This window comes from Streptococcus sp. 27098_8_134 (assembly GCF_041431675.1).
Lineage (GTDB): Bacteria > Bacillota > Bacilli > Lactobacillales > Streptococcaceae > Streptococcus > Streptococcus sanguinis_R.
Map to the genome: position 1 here is coordinate 33859 of NZ_JAPVYD010000004.1, position 16255 is coordinate 50113.

General features: G+C 42.5%; 17 protein-coding genes. 8 read left to right on the forward strand and 9 right to left on the reverse strand.

Annotation, left to right across the window (positions count from 1 at the left end; genetic code table 11):
- The first annotated feature begins 77 nt into the window (after nt 1–77).
- The 3 genes from gyrA (at nt 78) to radC (ending at nt 4152) form a co-directional block, all read left to right on the forward strand.
- Nucleotides 78–2537, forward strand: coding sequence for a DNA gyrase subunit A (gyrA, locus tag O3620_RS09515; protein WP_371601681.1), 2460 nt, complete (start codon nt 78–80; stop codon nt 2535–2537).
- Between the two features lie 14 nt (nt 2538–2551).
- Entirely contained in the window at nt 2552–3307 is a 756-nt protein-coding gene (locus O3620_RS09520; RefSeq protein WP_002918965.1) for a class A sortase, read from the forward strand.
- Nucleotides 3308–3468: 161 nt separating this feature from the next.
- Nucleotides 3469–4152, forward strand: coding sequence for a DNA repair protein RadC (gene radC / locus O3620_RS09525; protein WP_371601682.1), 684 nt, complete (start codon nt 3469–3471; stop codon nt 4150–4152).
- A 68-nt stretch (nt 4153–4220) separates the two neighbouring features.
- Here the strand turns inward: radC and O3620_RS09530 are convergent, their stop codons facing one another.
- From O3620_RS09530 to O3620_RS09560, 7 genes are all read right to left on the reverse strand, one after another.
- Nucleotides 4221–4913 (reverse strand): gamma-glutamyl-gamma-aminobutyrate hydrolase family protein, encoded by a 693-nt coding sequence (locus tag O3620_RS09530; RefSeq protein ID WP_002918967.1) that lies wholly within the window; start codon nt 4911–4913, stop codon nt 4221–4223.
- Nucleotides 4914–4937: 24 nt separating this feature from the next.
- On the reverse strand, nt 4938–5585 hold the full coding sequence (locus O3620_RS09535) for a redox-sensing transcriptional repressor Rex (RefSeq protein WP_002918968.1): 648 nt from the start codon (nt 5583–5585) through the stop codon (nt 4938–4940).
- Nucleotides 5586–5705: 120 nt separating this feature from the next.
- The gene (locus tag O3620_RS09540) at nt 5706–5927 is read right to left on the reverse strand and encodes a DUF4649 family protein (protein WP_032912909.1); all 222 of its coding nucleotides are present in this window, start codon (nt 5925–5927) and stop codon (nt 5706–5708) included.
- A gap of 122 nt (nt 5928–6049) precedes the next feature.
- Nucleotides 6050–6397, reverse strand: a complete 348-nt coding sequence (locus O3620_RS09545) for a DUF1831 domain-containing protein (RefSeq protein ID WP_002902952.1) — start codon at nt 6395–6397, stop codon at nt 6050–6052.
- A gap of 1 nt (nt 6398) precedes the next feature.
- Nucleotides 6399–7511 (reverse strand): cysteine desulfurase family protein, encoded by a 1113-nt coding sequence (locus O3620_RS09550; RefSeq protein ID WP_032913101.1) that lies wholly within the window; start codon nt 7509–7511, stop codon nt 6399–6401.
- 10 nt (nt 7512–7521) lie between these two features.
- On the reverse strand, nt 7522–8478 hold the full coding sequence (locus O3620_RS09555; RefSeq protein WP_002918971.1) for a ribose-phosphate diphosphokinase: 957 nt from the start codon (nt 8476–8478) through the stop codon (nt 7522–7524).
- Nucleotides 8479–8613: 135 nt separating this feature from the next.
- Nucleotides 8614–9177, reverse strand: coding sequence for a CYTH domain-containing protein (locus tag O3620_RS09560; protein ID WP_032913103.1), 564 nt, complete (start codon nt 9175–9177; stop codon nt 8614–8616).
- Nucleotides 9178–9272: 95 nt separating this feature from the next.
- Between O3620_RS09560 and O3620_RS09565 the strand changes: the two genes are divergently transcribed.
- The 5 genes from O3620_RS09565 to mutY all read left to right on the forward strand — a co-directional run bounded on the left by O3620_RS09565 (nt 9273) and on the right by mutY (nt 13857).
- The gene (locus O3620_RS09565; RefSeq protein ID WP_371601683.1) at nt 9273–9944 is read left to right on the forward strand and encodes a GTP pyrophosphokinase family protein; all 672 of its coding nucleotides are present in this window, start codon (nt 9273–9275) and stop codon (nt 9942–9944) included.
- Nucleotides 9928–10746: an NAD kinase gene (locus tag O3620_RS09570; RefSeq protein WP_284431856.1), complete on the forward strand. Its 819-nt coding sequence runs from the start codon at nt 9928–9930 to the stop codon at nt 10744–10746. The genes O3620_RS09565 and O3620_RS09570 overlap by 17 nt, the downstream gene beginning before the upstream one ends.
- Nucleotides 10743–11630 carry an RluA family pseudouridine synthase gene (locus O3620_RS09575; protein WP_101771359.1) on the forward strand — a complete coding sequence of 296 codons (888 nt, stop codon included), beginning with the start codon at nt 10743–10745 and terminating at the stop codon, nt 11628–11630. Before O3620_RS09570 ends, O3620_RS09575 begins: the two co-directional genes overlap by 4 nt.
- Before the next feature lie 23 nt (nt 11631–11653).
- Nucleotides 11654–12631, forward strand: coding sequence for a phosphate acetyltransferase (gene pta, locus O3620_RS09580; RefSeq protein ID WP_002900314.1), 978 nt, complete (start codon nt 11654–11656; stop codon nt 12629–12631).
- A gap of 65 nt (nt 12632–12696) precedes the next feature.
- Nucleotides 12697–13857 carry an A/G-specific adenine glycosylase gene (gene mutY / locus O3620_RS09585; RefSeq protein ID WP_371601684.1) on the forward strand — a complete coding sequence of 387 codons (1161 nt, stop codon included), beginning with the start codon at nt 12697–12699 and terminating at the stop codon, nt 13855–13857.
- 43 nt (nt 13858–13900) lie between these two features.
- Here mutY and O3620_RS09590 read toward each other — a convergent pair whose 3' ends face one another.
- Complete coding sequence (locus tag O3620_RS09590) at nt 13901–14248, reverse strand: thioredoxin (protein ID WP_371601685.1); 348 nt, start codon at nt 14246–14248, stop codon at nt 13901–13903.
- A 124-nt stretch (nt 14249–14372) separates the two neighbouring features.
- Nucleotides 14373–16091, reverse strand: a complete 1719-nt coding sequence (locus O3620_RS09595; RefSeq protein WP_371601686.1) for a phospho-sugar mutase — start codon at nt 16089–16091, stop codon at nt 14373–14375.
- Nucleotides 16092–16255: the final 164 nt, after the last annotated feature.

A 16255-nucleotide genomic window follows, 5' to 3' on the forward strand; every position in this document is an offset into this window, starting at 1 on the left:
CGGTTCAAAATACTGAAAAATTAAAGAAAATGTGGTATAATAAAGGGTAGTTTAATATGAAAGAAAGGCATTTTTTAATGCAAGACAGAAACTTAGTAAATGTTAATCTGACTAGTGAAATGAAGACTAGTTTCATTGATTACGCGATGAGCGTTATCGTGGCTCGGGCACTTCCAGATGTTCGTGATGGTCTAAAGCCAGTTCACCGTCGGATTCTCTATGGTATGAATGAGCTGGGCGTGACACCTGAGAAGCCTCACAAGAAATCAGCTCGTATCACAGGGGATGTCATGGGTAAGTATCACCCGCATGGTGACTCTTCTATTTATGAAGCGATGGTGCGGATGGCTCAATGGTGGAGCTATCGCTATATGCTCGTAGATGGCCATGGGAACTTCGGTTCTATGGACGGAGATGGGGCTGCTGCTCAACGTTATACAGAAGCACGTATGAGCAAGATTGCTCTGGAGATGCTTCGTGATATTAATAAAGACACTGTTGATTATATCGATAACTATGATGCCAGTGAGAGAGAACCTGTAGTTCTTCCTGCTCGCTTCCCTAACTTACTTGTAAACGGTGCGACAGGGATTGCGGTTGGGATGGCGACCAATATCCCACCGCATAATCTTGGTGAGTCTATTGATGCAGTTAAGCTTGTCATGGACAATCCTGAGGCAACAACTCGCGATATCATGGAAGTCCTGCCTGGACCAGATTTTCCGACAGGAGCACTTGTTATGGGCAAGTCTGGCATTCACCGGGCTTATGAAACAGGGAAGGGTTCGATTGTTCTTCGTTCTCGCACTGAAATCGAAGAGATGAAAAATGGCCGAGAGCGAATTGTCGTAACTGAGTTCCCTTACATGGTTAATAAGACTAAGGTCCATGAGCATATTGTTCGCCTAGTGCAGGAAAAATGTATTGACGGTATCACAGCTGTTCGAGATGAGTCCAACCGTGAAGGGGTACGTTTTGTTATTGAGGTTCGTCGTGATGCCTCTGCACATGTCATTCTAAATAACCTTTTCAAACTGACTCAGATGCAGACCAATTTCAGCTTCAATATGCTGGCTATTCAAAATGGTGTGCCGAAGATTCTGTCTCTTCGTGAGATTTTGTTGGCTTATATTGAGCACCAAAAGGAAGTGGTGACTCGACGGACGGCTTTTGATAAAGAAAAGGCGGAAGCTCGAGCTCACATCTTGGCTGGTTTGCTGATTGCGTTGGATCACATTGATGAAGTGATTCTCATTATCCGTAATAGCGAAACGGACGCAGAAGCCCAAGCTGAATTGATGGCTAAGTTTGAGCTGTCTGAGCGCCAGAGTCAGGCTATCCTTGACATGCGTCTGCGTCGTCTGACTGGTTTGGAACGTGATAAGATTCAGTCAGAGTACGACGAGTTGATTGCTTTGATTGCGGACTTGGCTGATATTTTGGCTAAGCCTGAGCGCGTTATAGCTATTATCAAGGAAGAGTTAGACGAGGTCAAACGTAAATTTGCGGATGACCGCCGAACTGAGCTGATGGTGGGAGAAGTTCTTTCTCTTGAAGATGAAGATTTGATTGAGGAAGCGGATGTTTTGATTACCCTGTCTAATAAAGGCTATATCAAACGTCTGAATCAGGCTGAATTTACCGCTCAGAAACGTGGTGGCCGCGGTGTTCAAGGGACTGGTGTCAAAGACGATGACTTCGTCAAAGAGCTGGTTTCAACAAGTACCCACGATAGACTGCTCTTCTTTACCAATAAAGGCCGAGTTTATCGTCTCAAAGGATATGAAATCCCTGAGTACGGCCGGACAGCCAAAGGCTTGCCAGTAGTCAATCTCTTGAAACTGGATGAAGGAGAGACGATTCAGACTATTATTAATGTTCAGCAAGACCGCAGTGATGATTCCTATCTCTTCTTTACTACCCGTCATGGGGTGGTCAAACGGACCAGTGTAACGGAATTTGCTAATATTCGTCAGAACGGTCTTAAGGCTTTGAATTTGAAGGATGAAGACGAGTTAATCAATGTCTTTCTGACAGACGGTGCTGCAGACGTTATCATTGGTACTAAGTTTGGTTATTCTGTCCGCTTTAATGAGACAGCTGTCCGGAGCATGAGCCGTATAGCTACTGGTGTTCGCGGAGTCAATCTTCGAGAGGGCGATCAGGTCGTTGGAGCTGGTGTGATTGCTGAGGGAGACGAAGTGCTTGTCATTACTGAAAAAGGCTATGGTAAGCGAACTCTTGCTAGCGAGTACCCAACCAAGGCCCGTGGCGGTAAAGGGATTAAAACAGCCAATATCACTGATAAGAACGGGCCTCTTGCTGGTCTGATGACTGTTACTGGCGAGGAAGATTTGATGATTATCACTAATACAGGTGTCATCATTCGGACCAGTGTGGCTAATATTTCTCAGACCGGTCGCTCAACCATGGGAGTTAAGGTCATGCGTCTGGACCAAAATGCACAGATTGTCACCTTTACAAGCGTCGAAGCAGATGATAAAGAAGATGTAGCAGAGGAAGAAAACGAATCGTAAAAGAGGACCTCTATATGGTACAAGGAAAAAGAAGTCGAAAAAGAAAACAAAAAAGCAAAAGAAATATTTTTATCAATATTGTTGCGACATTATTAATTATTGTGGCTCTTGGCTTAATCTTTAATGCGCAAATCCGAAACATGATTATGGTTTGGCATACCAACCAATATCAGGTTAGCAAGGTTTCTAAAGACTCTATTAATAAAAATAAAAATGCCGAGACTAGCTTTGATTTTAATAAGGTAGAGTCGCTTTCTACAGAAGCGGTCATAAATGCTCAGTGGAAAGCCCAGCAACTGCCCGTTATCGGAGGCATCTCTATTCCAGAAGTATCCATGAATTTGCCGATCTTCAAAGGACTGGATAATGCTGGATTGTATTATGGTGCTGGTACGATGAAAGAGACCCAGCAGATGGGGCAGGGAAATTATGCCTTGGCTAGCCACCATGTTTTTGGCATCACAGGGGCTAGTAACATGCTCTTTTCCCCACTGGATCGTGCCAAGGCTGGTATGAAGATCTATATCACCGATAAAGAGCAAGTCTATACTTATGTAATCACCAGTGTTGAAACGGTAACTCCGGATCGAACGGATCTGATTGAGGATACAGAAGGTGTTACAGAGATTACTTTGGTTACTTGTGAGGATGCCGCGGCAACCAACCGGACTATTGTCAAGGGAACATTAGAAGGTTCTGTCGAGTATGATAAGGCTCCTAAGGAAGTTCTTGAATCTTTCAGTAAGTCTTATAACCAAATGCAGATCTAAAGTTAAAAACATTTCACTCCAAAGGTTAGGAATAACGTTGACTTTTGGAGTGTTTTTTTATCTAAAATTTGTTTTGGACGAAAGATTTTCAATCTTTATTTTTTGTATTTATTCTTGTTGATTTTAATTCTTTTTCCGAATTATAAGGTAAGGAGGTTTCTATGTATAGCATTTCATTTCAAGATGATATTAGCATAATGCCACGGGAGCGTTTAATGAGAGAAGGAGCTGAAAAACTCAGTAACCAGGAGCTTCTATCAATCTTTCTCAGGACAGGCAACAAAAAAGAAACTGTTTTTCAAGTTTCTCAAAGAATTTTATCATCTATTTCCAGTTTGAACGATCTCAAGCATTTAACTTTGCAGGAATTGCAGACTATTTCTGGAATCGGTCCAATTAAGGCTGTGGAGCTGCAGGCCATTATCGAATTAGGCCGTCGGATTAACCGAGCAGAGGTTCTTCAGAAAGAGCAGATTATGGGCAGTCAAAAATTAGCACAGAAGATGCAGCAGGAATTGGGAGATATGAGGCAGGAGTGTTTGGTTGCCATTTATCTTAATAGTCAAAATCAAATTTTGCACCAGCAGACTATTTTCATGGGGACGGTCAGCAGAAGTATTGCTGAGCCGAGAGAAATTCTCCACTACGCTCTCAAGCACCTGGCGACATCTATTATACTGGTACACAATCATCCATCAGGCTCAGTCGTTCCTAGCAGAAACGATGATGAAGTGACGCAGCATATGAAAGAAGCGTGTGAGATGATGGGCTTGGTTCTTTTAGATCATTTAATTGTGTCCAAGTCCAACTACTATAGCTACCGAGAAGAGACAGATTTGATATAATTTGATTTTCGTGAATATAAAAAACTTCTATTCGTGTAGAACAGAAGTTTTTCTAGGAATAGAGGATTTTAAAGAATATTGACAACATAATCAAAGAGAGCTAAGTCTCCTTCTCTGGAGCCAAACAAGAACTCTGGGTGCCATTGGACACCAAGAAAAGGACTGCCGTCAGTAGAAGTGATTGCTTCAATAATTTTATCGCGAGGATCATAGGCGATGACTTCTAGGCCAGCGGCTAAATCCTTGATACTTTGGTGGTGGAAGGAGTTGATTTCAGATGCAGGGCCATAGATTTCGTGCAAAATAGAGCCGTTCTTGGTTACCATGCTTTGAGTAGTGTACTCAGCAGAGCTATCTTGCCAATGATCTTCAATGTCTTGATGAAGAGTACCGCCTAGGGCGACATTATAAAGTTGGGTTCCGCGGCAGACGGTGAAGATTGGTTTATTTTGACGACGGGCTTCCTTGATTAAAGATAATTCAAAAATGTCCCGTTTGAGTAGATAATCATCGCTGTCAATGGCTTTTTCTTCTCCATAAAACTGGGGACATACATTCTGACCGCCTGTGATGATTAATTTGTCAACAATGGAAACATATTGTTTTGCCATTTCTTCATCACCGATTGGCAAAATCATTGGAATTCCGCCAACTTCTTTAACTCCCTCAACGAATCCTGTCGCCGTATAGCTCATATGGATGAAGTGATCGTCTGGGATTTCTCTTTCATTTCCGGTTATTCCAATAATAGGTTTACTCATAGAGTGTTTAATACCTCTTTCAAATTAATAATCATTTTTTCTCATGAAGTAGAGCAGAGTCTGCAGTTCGCTAGTCAGGTCAACATACTGGACGACCACGTCCTTAGGTAGGGATAGATTTACTGGCGAGAAGCAGAGAATACCTTTAACACCCGCTTGAACTAAGATAGATGCAACTTCTTGGGCTTTTACGCTAGGTACAGTTAGGATGGCAGTTTGCACATTTCCTAACTGTATTTTTTCTTTTATTTGGGAAATTCCATAGATAGGAATCCCATCGCTGGTTGTGTTGCCAACTTCTGGATGATCATCTGTGTCGAAAGCCATTACAACTTTCATTTTATTGCGCTCATGAAAACGATAGTGCAGCAGAGCACGTCCCATATTACCAACGCCAACAATCATGACATTGGTGATAGCATTGTCGTTTAAGAGGTCAGCAAAAAAGTTCATCAATTTCTTGACATCATAGCCAAATCCTCTGCGGCCAAGTTCACCGAAATAAGAAAAATCTCGTCTGACGGTAGCAGAGTCAATGCCAATAGCTTCAGCGATTTGCTTGGAGTTGGCTTTCTCAATCTTCTCAGCATTAAACCGTTTAAAAATACGATAGTAGAGCGACAGTCTCTTAGCAGTTGCTCGGGGAATTGTAGTATTTTTTTCAGTTTTCACAAAATCACAACCTTTCTAATTCTATTTTATAGGAAGTTTGTGAAAAAATCAACTAATTAAGGATGTTTGATCTATAAAAAAGAAAATCAGTAATTGTTGGGAATGGTAGCTTAAAAAAACTCAGTCCTGGTAGGGACTCAGGTCTAGCTGGTACATCTGACGGTACAAGTCCCCAATTAGCCCTGTAAATGGTAGTTGGTATCCATTATAAGTAACAGAAAGCACCTTGTGCGAGTCAGGAACTGTGACGCAGCCAGAGAAGGCGAGAAGAAATTCATCGAAGTCTTCATAGGTAAGTGTCCGTTTCACTTTATATGAGTCCAAATAGGTCAGTTCAACCATCGTTAATCCTTTCATTTGTTTAAATGTTCATTTTGATATTCTTCAAGGGTTCTAAGCAGAAGTCAAGCTCGTTGGAATTTTCAAGAGCCTAAAGCAAAAAAGCAAAATTACGAGAATCTTGCTTATTGTGGTGTCTTTTCAAAAATATTTCTTTCAACCAGGCTGTCCATCAAGAAATAAAATTTTTGCTGGATAATGTGATGGTCTTCTGATTTGAAAATATTGACCAAGCGCAGGCCTGATTTGTCAGTGATGTTGATTTTGAAACCATTCAAATCTTTATTGACGATGATTTTCAGCAGAAAGCCATTTCCGCTGTTGGGAACAGATTCCAGCAGACGAGAGAGTTCATAGTTGCCAACCTTGCTTTCAGCGAATGTATTGTCGCGCAGGGTAAATTTCTTGACATTTGGGTGAAGTGAATAGGTATATTCACAGTTTGCTAAGCTAACAGATGTTTGAAAGGCCATCTTATCCTCCTAAAATTTCTTTTAATTTCTTTGTAAATGATTGAATCTCTTGCAGAGTCGTTTGGTCCGAAGTACTGATCCGAATGGACTCATACAAGCGGTTGGAATCCTTGCCATACATAGCTTGCAAGACATGACTGGGTTGTATAGCTCCGGCTGTGCAGGCTGAGCCTGTTGAAATGGAAAAGCCATTTAAATCCATTTGAAGCAGGAGCAGGTCATTCTTTTGATTGGGAAATCCCAAATTGATGACGTAAGGCAAGCTTGGCTGACTTTCATTTAAGTAATAGTCAATGTCCGATAAGTCAGCAAGTAAGCTGTTTTTTAAGTATTGCGCATGCTCTAGATTTTCCTCTAGATGTTCCATGCTCTCTGACAGAGCCGCCGCCATGGCTGTGATAGAGATTAGATTTTCAGTTCCGGCCCGGTGTTTTTCTTCCTGGTCACCACCGTGCATGAAATTGTCAAAATCCATCTTCTTGGCATAAAGGAAGCCAACGCCTTTGGGAGCATGAAACTTATGTGCTGATGCAGAGAGGAAGTCAATCCCTAGCTCGTCTGGGTAGATGGGAAGTTTACCAATTGCTTGGACAGCATCAACGTGAAAAGCAGCAGGATGTTCTTGCAGTAATTCACCAATTTCCTTAATGGGAAGCATGGCACCCGTCTCGTTATTAACCGCCATGACGGACACAAGAATAGTGTCAGGTCTAAGAGCCTTCTCAATGTCTTCCGCTCGAATCTGGCCATCCACTGGCTGAACAAAAGTAGCTTCGAAGCCGAATTTGTCTACTAAGTACTCCACCACTTCTAAGACAGCATGGTGCTCAATAGCACTGGTGACAATATGCTTCCCTCTGTTCTGGTGACGAAGGGCATAGCCTTTGATAGCAGTATTATTACTTTCAGTGCCGCCTGAAGTAAAAAGAATCTTATTGCTTTGAGTATGCAGGGCTTGAGCAATATCCTCACGCGCCTGTCTGAGCAGTTTACTAGCTTCTCGTCCATGGCTGTGCGTACTGGAAGGATTTCCAAAGACAGTCATAGTCTTGGTCATTGCTTGGATTGCAGCGGGCGACAAAGCAGTTGTAGCAGCATTATCTAAATAAATCACTCCGGTTACCTTATTTCTTTTGATAGGCAAAGAGTGGGCTGACTGGTCTTCTTTCTTGGATGCGGACAATGGCATCACCAATCAGTTCACTTGCTGTAATATAGTGGAGATTCTTAGGTGTTTTTTCTTTGGTATCAACAGAGTCGGTCACAAGAATTTCCCTGATAGGAGAATTGTCTAATAATTCCGCAGCCTTTCCAGCAAAGAGTCCGTGACTGGATACAGCATAGATTTCGACTGCACCTTCGCGACAGACAATTTTAGCTGCTTCAGAGAAAGTCCGACCGGTATTTAAAATGTCGTCAATCAGAATTGCTTTCTTGCCTTCGACATCTCCGATAATGTAGCCCTCAGAGCGACCAGCCTCATCTTCGCCATAATCAATGATAGCGATAGGGGCATCTAGATATTCAGCCAGATTGCGAGCACGTTTAACACCAGAGTTTTTAGGGCTGACGACAACGACATCATCTCCCGTTAACCCCATATTACAATAATGTTTGGCAAAGAGTGGGATAGTGAAGAGGTTGTCGACTGGGATATCAAAGAAACCTTGGACCTGCACGGCATGAAGATCCAGAGAAATCACACGATCTACGCCAGCGCCGACAAGCATGTTGGCAACCAGTTTAGCTGTGATTGGCTCGCGAGGAGCAGCAGTCCGATCCTGACGGGCATAGCCAAAATAAGGCATCACAACATTAATCGTATTGGCACTGGCACGCTTGCAGGCATCCACCATAATCAAGAGCTCCATCAAGTGATTATTGACAGGGAAGCTGGTAGACTGAATGATGTAAATATCATAGCCACGAACGCTTTCTTCGATGTTGATCTGAATTTCGCCGTCTGAGAATTGGCGGGAGGAAAGTTTCCCCAATGGAACTCCAGCAGCTTCAGCGATTTTTTCAGCTATGGAATGATTGGAGTTGAGGGAAAAAAGCTTCATATTTTTTTTATCTGACATGAGTTGGACCGTCCTCTTTTTGTCTCATTTCTATATCTAATGCTCCATGAAATTTATTTTTCAATAGGCTTTAGATTGCTACCTTTTATTTTACCAAAAAAATTAGATTATTTCAGCTATTTTGTGGTTGTTGGTTTACAAGTTTTCAGAAAATCTTGCTATCTTGCTCTTGCCGGGTTTGTAGTCGATCTTGTGCTGTTTTAGGAAGTTGAGGAAATTTTCTTTTCCTTTTTCGAAATCTTCAACTTCGACTTCGAGTTCGAAGTCTGTTTTGCCCAAGTAGTGACTCTCATCCAGAGCAAGCAGGCCAATTTCGTCCCCTTTTTCATAGCGGATAGTCTCTAGAGAGCCAAGAATCTTCAAGTCTTGGATGGGTATTTCTTTCTGAAGCAGCGTCTCTAAAATCTCTCCCGTAGGAAATTTATTGTTCTGCAAAATATTTTTGGTCTCTTCTGGTGTCAAGTTCTGATTGAGTTCCAAGGATCCGACTTCTTGAGGAATCTTGAGCGTCAGCTCAGCTTCGCGATGGTTAAAAGTTCGTACTCGAAAAGCCATGTGGGCATGACGGATAGACTGATGATCTGACTCGATGTAGTAGTTGGTCTGACTAACGGGCGTGATGTCAGCAAACAACTGGAGCAGACGGTCGTGCTCTTCTTTGGTCAGCATGGTTTTGAATTCAATTTCTAAGTGATTCATTTTCATATCCTTTTCTTTTTTTTGAAAGCGATTTATGTTATAATAACAGTTGTGTTTATTTTATACAAAAAATAATGATATGACAAGGTAAGTGTATGACAATAGAATGGGAAGAGTTTTTAGACCCCTATATTCAAGCAGTTGGAGAGCTGAAAATTAAGTTGCGTGGGGTGCGAAAGCAATACCGTAAGCAGCAGCGCCATTCTCCGATTGAGTTTGTGACCGGACGTGTCAAGCCGATTGAGAGCATTAAAGAAAAGATGATTCTGCGAGGTATTCGCGAGGAAAATATTGAGCAGGAGATGCAGGATATTGCAGGCTTACGGGTCATGGTTCAATTTGTCGATGATGTGGATGAAGTTTTAGAAGTCTTGCGAAATCGGACTGATATGCGGATTATTCAAGAGCGGGATTACATCAAAAACAAAAAAGCCAGTGGCTATCGGAGCTACCATGTGATTGTAGAGTATCCAGTTGATACGATTAATGGTCATAGGCTTATTCTGGCTGAGATTCAGATTCGCACCCTTTCGATGAATTTTTGGGCTACGATTGAGCATTCTTTGAATTACAAGTATAAAGGAGAATTTCCCGAGGAAATCAAATGTCGCTTGGAAACGACAGCTAATCTTGCCTATCAGCTGGATGAGGAGATGGGAGAAATCCGTGATGCTATCCAAGAGGCGCAGGCTCTTTTTGATCCTCTTCACCGTAAGTTAAATGACGGTGTAGGAAATAGTGATGATACAGATGAAGAATACAGATAAAAAAATAGCGATTATCCGCAATCGGAAAAGACAGAGCGAACAAGTTTATCAAGATTTAAAGCAGAAGCTTAAACAGAATGGCTTTATTTTAACTCCTAAGAATCCCGACATCGTGATTTCGGTAGGCGGTGACGGCATGCTGCTATCAGCTTTTCATATGTATGAAGAACAGCTGGATCGGGTCCGCTTTGTTGGTGTGCATACAGGACATCTCGGCTTCTATACGGACTACCGTGATTTTGAATTGGATAAGCTAGTCGAAAATCTTAAACTGGATACTGGTGCTCAGGTTTCTTATCCAATTTTAAATGTGAAAATTACTTTTGAAAATGGTGATACACGCACCATTCGTGCTTTAAACGAAGCAACAATCAAGCGTTCGGATCGGACTATGGTAGCTGATGTCATTATCAATCGGGTTCATTTCGAGCGTTTCCGAGGAGATGGGATTTCCGTTTCTACTCCGACAGGCAGCACAGCCTATAACAAATCTCTGGGCGGAGCAGTATTACATCCGACGATTGAAGCCTTGCAAGTGACAGAAATTGCCAGTCTCAACAATCGGGTTTATCGGACTTTAGGATCTTCGGTCATTGTTCCTAAAAAGGATAAGATTGAGTTAGTGCCGACCCGCAGTGACTATCATACTATTGCGGTCGATAATCAGACTTTCTCTTTCAAAAACATTGTTCGCATTGAGTATCAGATTGACAATCACAAGATACATTTTGTGGCTTCGCCAAGCCATACCAGCTTTTGGAATCGTGTCAGAGACTCCTTTATTGGAGAGTGCCAGGAATGAGGTTTGAGTTTATTGCTGATGAGCATGTCAAGGTAAAGACTTTTTTGAAGCGACACGAAATTTCCAAAGGCCTCTTGGCTAAGATAAAATTTTCCGGCGGAAACATTCTCGTCAACCATCAACCTCAGAACGCTGTTTATCTCTTGGATATTGGCGATAGGGTGACGATTGATATCCCGTCTGAAAAGGGATTTGAGAGTCTGAAGGCTGTTGATAAGGACTTGTCTGTCATCTATGAAGATGAGCATTTCTTGGTTTTGGATAAGCCGGCAGGGGTGGCTAGTATTCCCAGTGTTAACCATTCCAATACTATGGCTAATTTCGTCAAGGCTTACTATATTCGTCAGGGCTATGAAAACCAGCAGGTGCATATCGTGACGCGTCTGGATAAGGATACAAGTGGGCTCATGCTCTTTGCCAAGCATGGCTATGCTCATGCCAGATTGGACAAACAGTTGCAGAAGAAGCTGATAGAAAAGCGCTATTACGCTCTAGTTCGGGGGACTGGTGACTTAGAAGAGCAAGGAGAGATTATTGCTCCGATTGGGCGTAATCCTGAGAGTATCATTACGAGGCGCGTGACAAAGGATGGCAAGTATGCTCATACCAGTTACAAGGTCATAGAGCAGTTCGGAGATGTCTATCTGGTGGATATCCGTCTTCATACTGGGAGGACTCATCAAATCCGCGTTCATTTTTCACATATTGGCTTTCCGCTTTTGGGTGACGACCTTTATGGAGGGAGTTTGGAACACGGAATAGAGCGCCAAGCTTTACATTGTCATTCTTTGAAATTTTATAACCCTTTTAGCGGACAGGAAGTTGAGCGTGCCAGTCCTTTGCCAGAAGATTTTAAACAAGTTATTGAGAAATTAAAAGATTAAGAGATAAAGGAGTTTTAAGAAGCATGAAAATTTTTGATTCAATTCGTGAAGCCTTGAAGGATAAGGAAGTAAAGATTGTCTTGCCAGAGGGTGAGGAGCCACGGATTTTGCAAGCAACTAAACGCTTGGTGAAAGAAACCGATATTACACCAGTTCTTTTGGGAAATCCTGATAAAATACGTATTTATCTGGAAATTGAGGGAGTAAAAGAAGGGTATCAGGTTATTGATCCTTCAAACTGTTCCTGCTTTGAAGAACTGGTAGAAGCATTCGTCGAGCGTCGTAAAGGGAAAATCACTGCAGACGAAGCACGTCAGTTGCTCAAGGAAGATGTCAACTACTTTGGGGTTATGTTGGTTTATCTTGGCAAGGTTCAAGGGATGGTGTCTGGCGCGATTCACTCCACAGCAGCGACTGTTCGGCCGGCTCTCCAAATCATCAAGACCCTGCCTTGGGTTTCTCGTACTTCAGGAGCCTTCCTCATGGTGCGTGATGACGAACGCTACATTTTCAGTGACTGTGCCATCAATATCGATCCAGATGCCAATGTTTTGGCGGAGATTGCTGTTAACTCAGCCCTAACAGCGCAGATTTTTGGTATTGATCCTAAAGTTGCAATGCTCAGCTATTCGACCAAAGGCTCTGGTTTCGGAGAAAAGGTTGATAAGGTTGTAGAAGCGACTAAGTTGGCTCAGGAAATGCGTCCAGACTTGGCTATCGATGGTGAATTACAGTTTGATGCAGCTTTCGTTCCTGCAACAGCTGAACTGAAAGCACCTGGCAGCCCTGTGGCCGGTCAAGCGACTGTCTTTGTCTTCCCAAGTATCGAAGCTGGGAATATCAGCTACAAAATGGCAGAGCGTTTGGGCGGATTTTCAGCAGTAGGTCCTATCTTGCAGGGCCTTAACCATCCAGTTAACGACCTTTCTCGAGGCTGTAATGCGGATGACGTATACAAACTGACTTTGATTACAGCCAGTCAGGCTGTTGGTCATTATTAAACGATAGGAAACAATTGGAGGGCATAAGCTCTCCTATTTTTCTTGCCTTATGCTATACTAGATTTATGTTAGATTTGAAAGAATACGGAATTGAGATGTGGGAGGCAGATAAAATTGCCTCTTTTAGAGAGAAATTATTAACTTGGTATGATGAAAACAAACGTGACCTACCTTGGCGCAGAACTAATAATCCGTATCATATCTGGGTTTCTGAGATTATGCTGCAGCAGACTCGGGTGGACACTGTGATTCCTTATTATGCGCGTTTTCTTGACTGGTTCCCGACTGTAGCTGACTTAGCGCAGGCACCAGAGGATAGACTGCTTAAGGCTTGGGAAGGGTTGGGATATTATTCGCGGGTGCGAAATATGCAAAAGGCAGCCCAGCAGATAATGACGGATTTCGCTGGAAAATTTCCTGATAGCTATGAAGAAATTGCTAGCCTCAAAGGGATTGGACCTTATACAGCTGGTGCCATTGCTAGTATCGCCTTTGGACTAGCTGAGCCTGCGGTGGATGGCAATGTCATGCGAGTTCTGAGTCGCTTGTTTGAAGTTGATTTAGATATTGGCCAACCTAGTAATCGTAAGGTCTTTCAGGCCATGATGGAGATTCTGATTGATCCAGACAGACCCGGAGATTTTAATCAGGCACTGATGGATTTGGGGTCAGATATCGAAGCCCCTGTTAATCCTCATCCAGAAGACAGTCCTGTAAAAGAGTTCAGCGCAGCTTATTTGCACGGAACAATGGATAAATATCCAATCAAAGCACCTAAAAAGAAGCCAGTTCCGGTCTATCTACAAGGCTTGATTATCGAAAACGAACAGGGACAGTTCTTACTTGAAAAGAATGAGGCTGCTGGCTTGTTATCAGGTTTTTGGCATTTTCCATTGATTGAAATCGAGGAATTTCAAACTGAAAATCAAATGTCCCTCTTTGAGGTAGCTGAAAATCAGCCAAGTCTGGACTTGTCTCCTCAAGAAAGCTTTGAGCAGGATTATGATTTGATTGTTGATTGGCAGCAGCAGTCCTTTTCAAAAGTACAGCATGTTTTCAGTCATCGCAAGTGGCATATCCAGCTGGCTTATGGCCGAGTTAAGGATAGCCAGATCGCAGCTGATGGAGAGGTCTTGTGGCTTCATCCAGAAGATTTTGGCAATTACCCCTTTGCCAAACCCCAGCAGAAGATGTGGGAGGCTTTTCAGGAAGCTAGAAATGAATAAAAAATCTGAGACTAATTTGGTCTCAGATTTTTTTGAATCAATTTTACAAGTTTGCAAAAGCTTTAATTTCATCTGCAGTCATAGAAGAATCACAACGAACAGATACATGGCCGTCTTGAACATGAACGAAACCAGGAACCGTCGGAATGCTGTATTCAGAGCGGAAGGCTTGCAGTTTCTCTAATTCGCTGGCTTCTTCGCTATTGATAAAGAAAATATGCGCCTTAGTATCAGCGACCACGCCAGCAAGAGTAGCAGCGAATTTACGACAGTAAGGGCAAGTTTTGCGACCTACGAAGAAAGTTGCAGTCTCTTTGTTGGCAATAGCTTGACGAGCACGGTCAACAGTTGTGACTTCCAAGTCTTTAATATTTTGAGCAAATTGTTCCATAAATAATCCTCATTTCTTTTGATAAAACTAGTATGCCATAAAAATCAGAAAAATGCTTGATTTGGAAACGAAAAACCAGAGAATGTGAAATTCATCCTCTGGTTGATTGGTTGATAGTGTCATTTTACTTGATAAAGGCATTAATCTCTGCTTCAATAGCAGCAATTTTTGCTTGAGCATCCTCATTGCTATCACCGACAACGGCAATGTAGAACTTGATTTTTGGTTCTGTTCCAGATGGGCGAACAGCAATCCATGAACCATCATCCAAAGTGTATTTCAGCACATCGCTTGGAGGAGTTGTCAGAGCTGTAACAGTACCGTCTGCGGCGGTAGAAGTCTGAGCCTTAAAGTCTTCAGTAACAGAAATAGCAGTAGCGTTGAAATCTTTTGGACCATTGTCACGGAACTTAGCCATGATAGCCTTGATTTGCTCAGCTCCATCAACACCAGACAAGGTCACAGAGATAGTCTTTTCAGCAAAGTAACCATACTCTTTGTAGATTTCTTCAATACCGTCAGCCAGAGTCAAGCCACGTGAGCGGTAGTAGGCAGCAAGCTCAGCTACAACCAAAACAGCTTGGATAGCGTCTTTATCACGTACAAATGGTTTAATCAGATAGCCGAAGCTTTCTTCAAATCCCATCATGTAGGTGTGGTTGTGTTTTTCTTCGAATTCTTGAATCTTTTCAGCGATAAATTTGAAACCAGTCAAGACATTGAACATGGTTGCGCCATAACTTTCAGCAATCTTAGTCACCAAGTCAGTAGAAACGATAGACTTGCAGAGAGCTGCGTTAGCTGGCAGAGTGCCAGCACTCTTATGAGCTTCTAAGATGTACTTAGCCATGATAGCCCCGATTTGGTTACCTGAAAGATTGAGGTAGCTTCCGTCTTTTTGCAGAACTTCTACACCGACACGGTCAGCATCTGGGTCAGTTGCAACTAAGACATCTGCACCAACTTTACGGCCTAATTCTTCAGCCAAGGCAAAGGCTGCTTGGCTTTCAGGGTTTGGAGACTTAACGGTAGAGAAGTCAGGATCAGCTACAGCTTGAGCTTCAACAACTTCAACAGAATCAAATCCTGCTTGAGCCAAAGCGCGACGAGCCAACATTTCACCAGTACCGTGCAACGGAGTATAGACAATCTTCATGTCCTTGCCGTATTCATCAATCAGTTTTTGGTTGATATTGACATCTTTAACTTCCTTGAGGTATTCAGCATCAATAGCATCGCCAATCACTTCGATCAAACCTGAAGCTTTTTCAACTTCAACATCAGCGACCTCAATAGAAAAAGGATTTTCAATCGCACGGATGTAGTCTGTCAATGCATCTGCATCATGCGGAGGCATTTGTCCACCGTCTTCACCATATACCTTGTAGCCATTAAATGGAGCAGGGTTGTGGCTGGCTGTAATCATGATACCAGCAAAAGTTCCCAGATGACGCACTGCAAATGAAAGTTCTGGAGTTGGGCGCAGACTTTCAAAGACATAGGACTTGATGCCGTGCTTAGCTAAAACAGCAGCAGATTCAAAGGCAAATTCTGGTGAGAAATGACGGGAGTCGTAAGCAATCGCAACACCGCGTTTTTTGAACTCATCACCTTTTTCTTCAATCAAGCGAGCCAAACCTTCGGTTGCCTGACGGACAACATAAATATTAATACGGTTGGTACCAGCGCCAATCAAACCACGCATACCAGCAGTACCAAACTCAAGATTGGTGTAAAAGGCATCTTCCTTAGTTTTTTCGTCCATACTGTTCAAGTCTTGGCGAAGATAGTCAGGAAGTTCAGCATAATCAAGCCATTTTTTGAAGTTATCTTGATAAGTCATAGGTGGAGTCTCCTTTATTTTTGAAATGAAGAGTTGGAAATTTTAGTAAAAAATCCTGCTCTTAAATTTTCTTAATCGCTTACATTGTAGCATATTTTCATTAATTTTGAAAGAGGTTACCTAGAAAACGATGAAATACTTTTCAAGCTATCGTTTCAAGGATT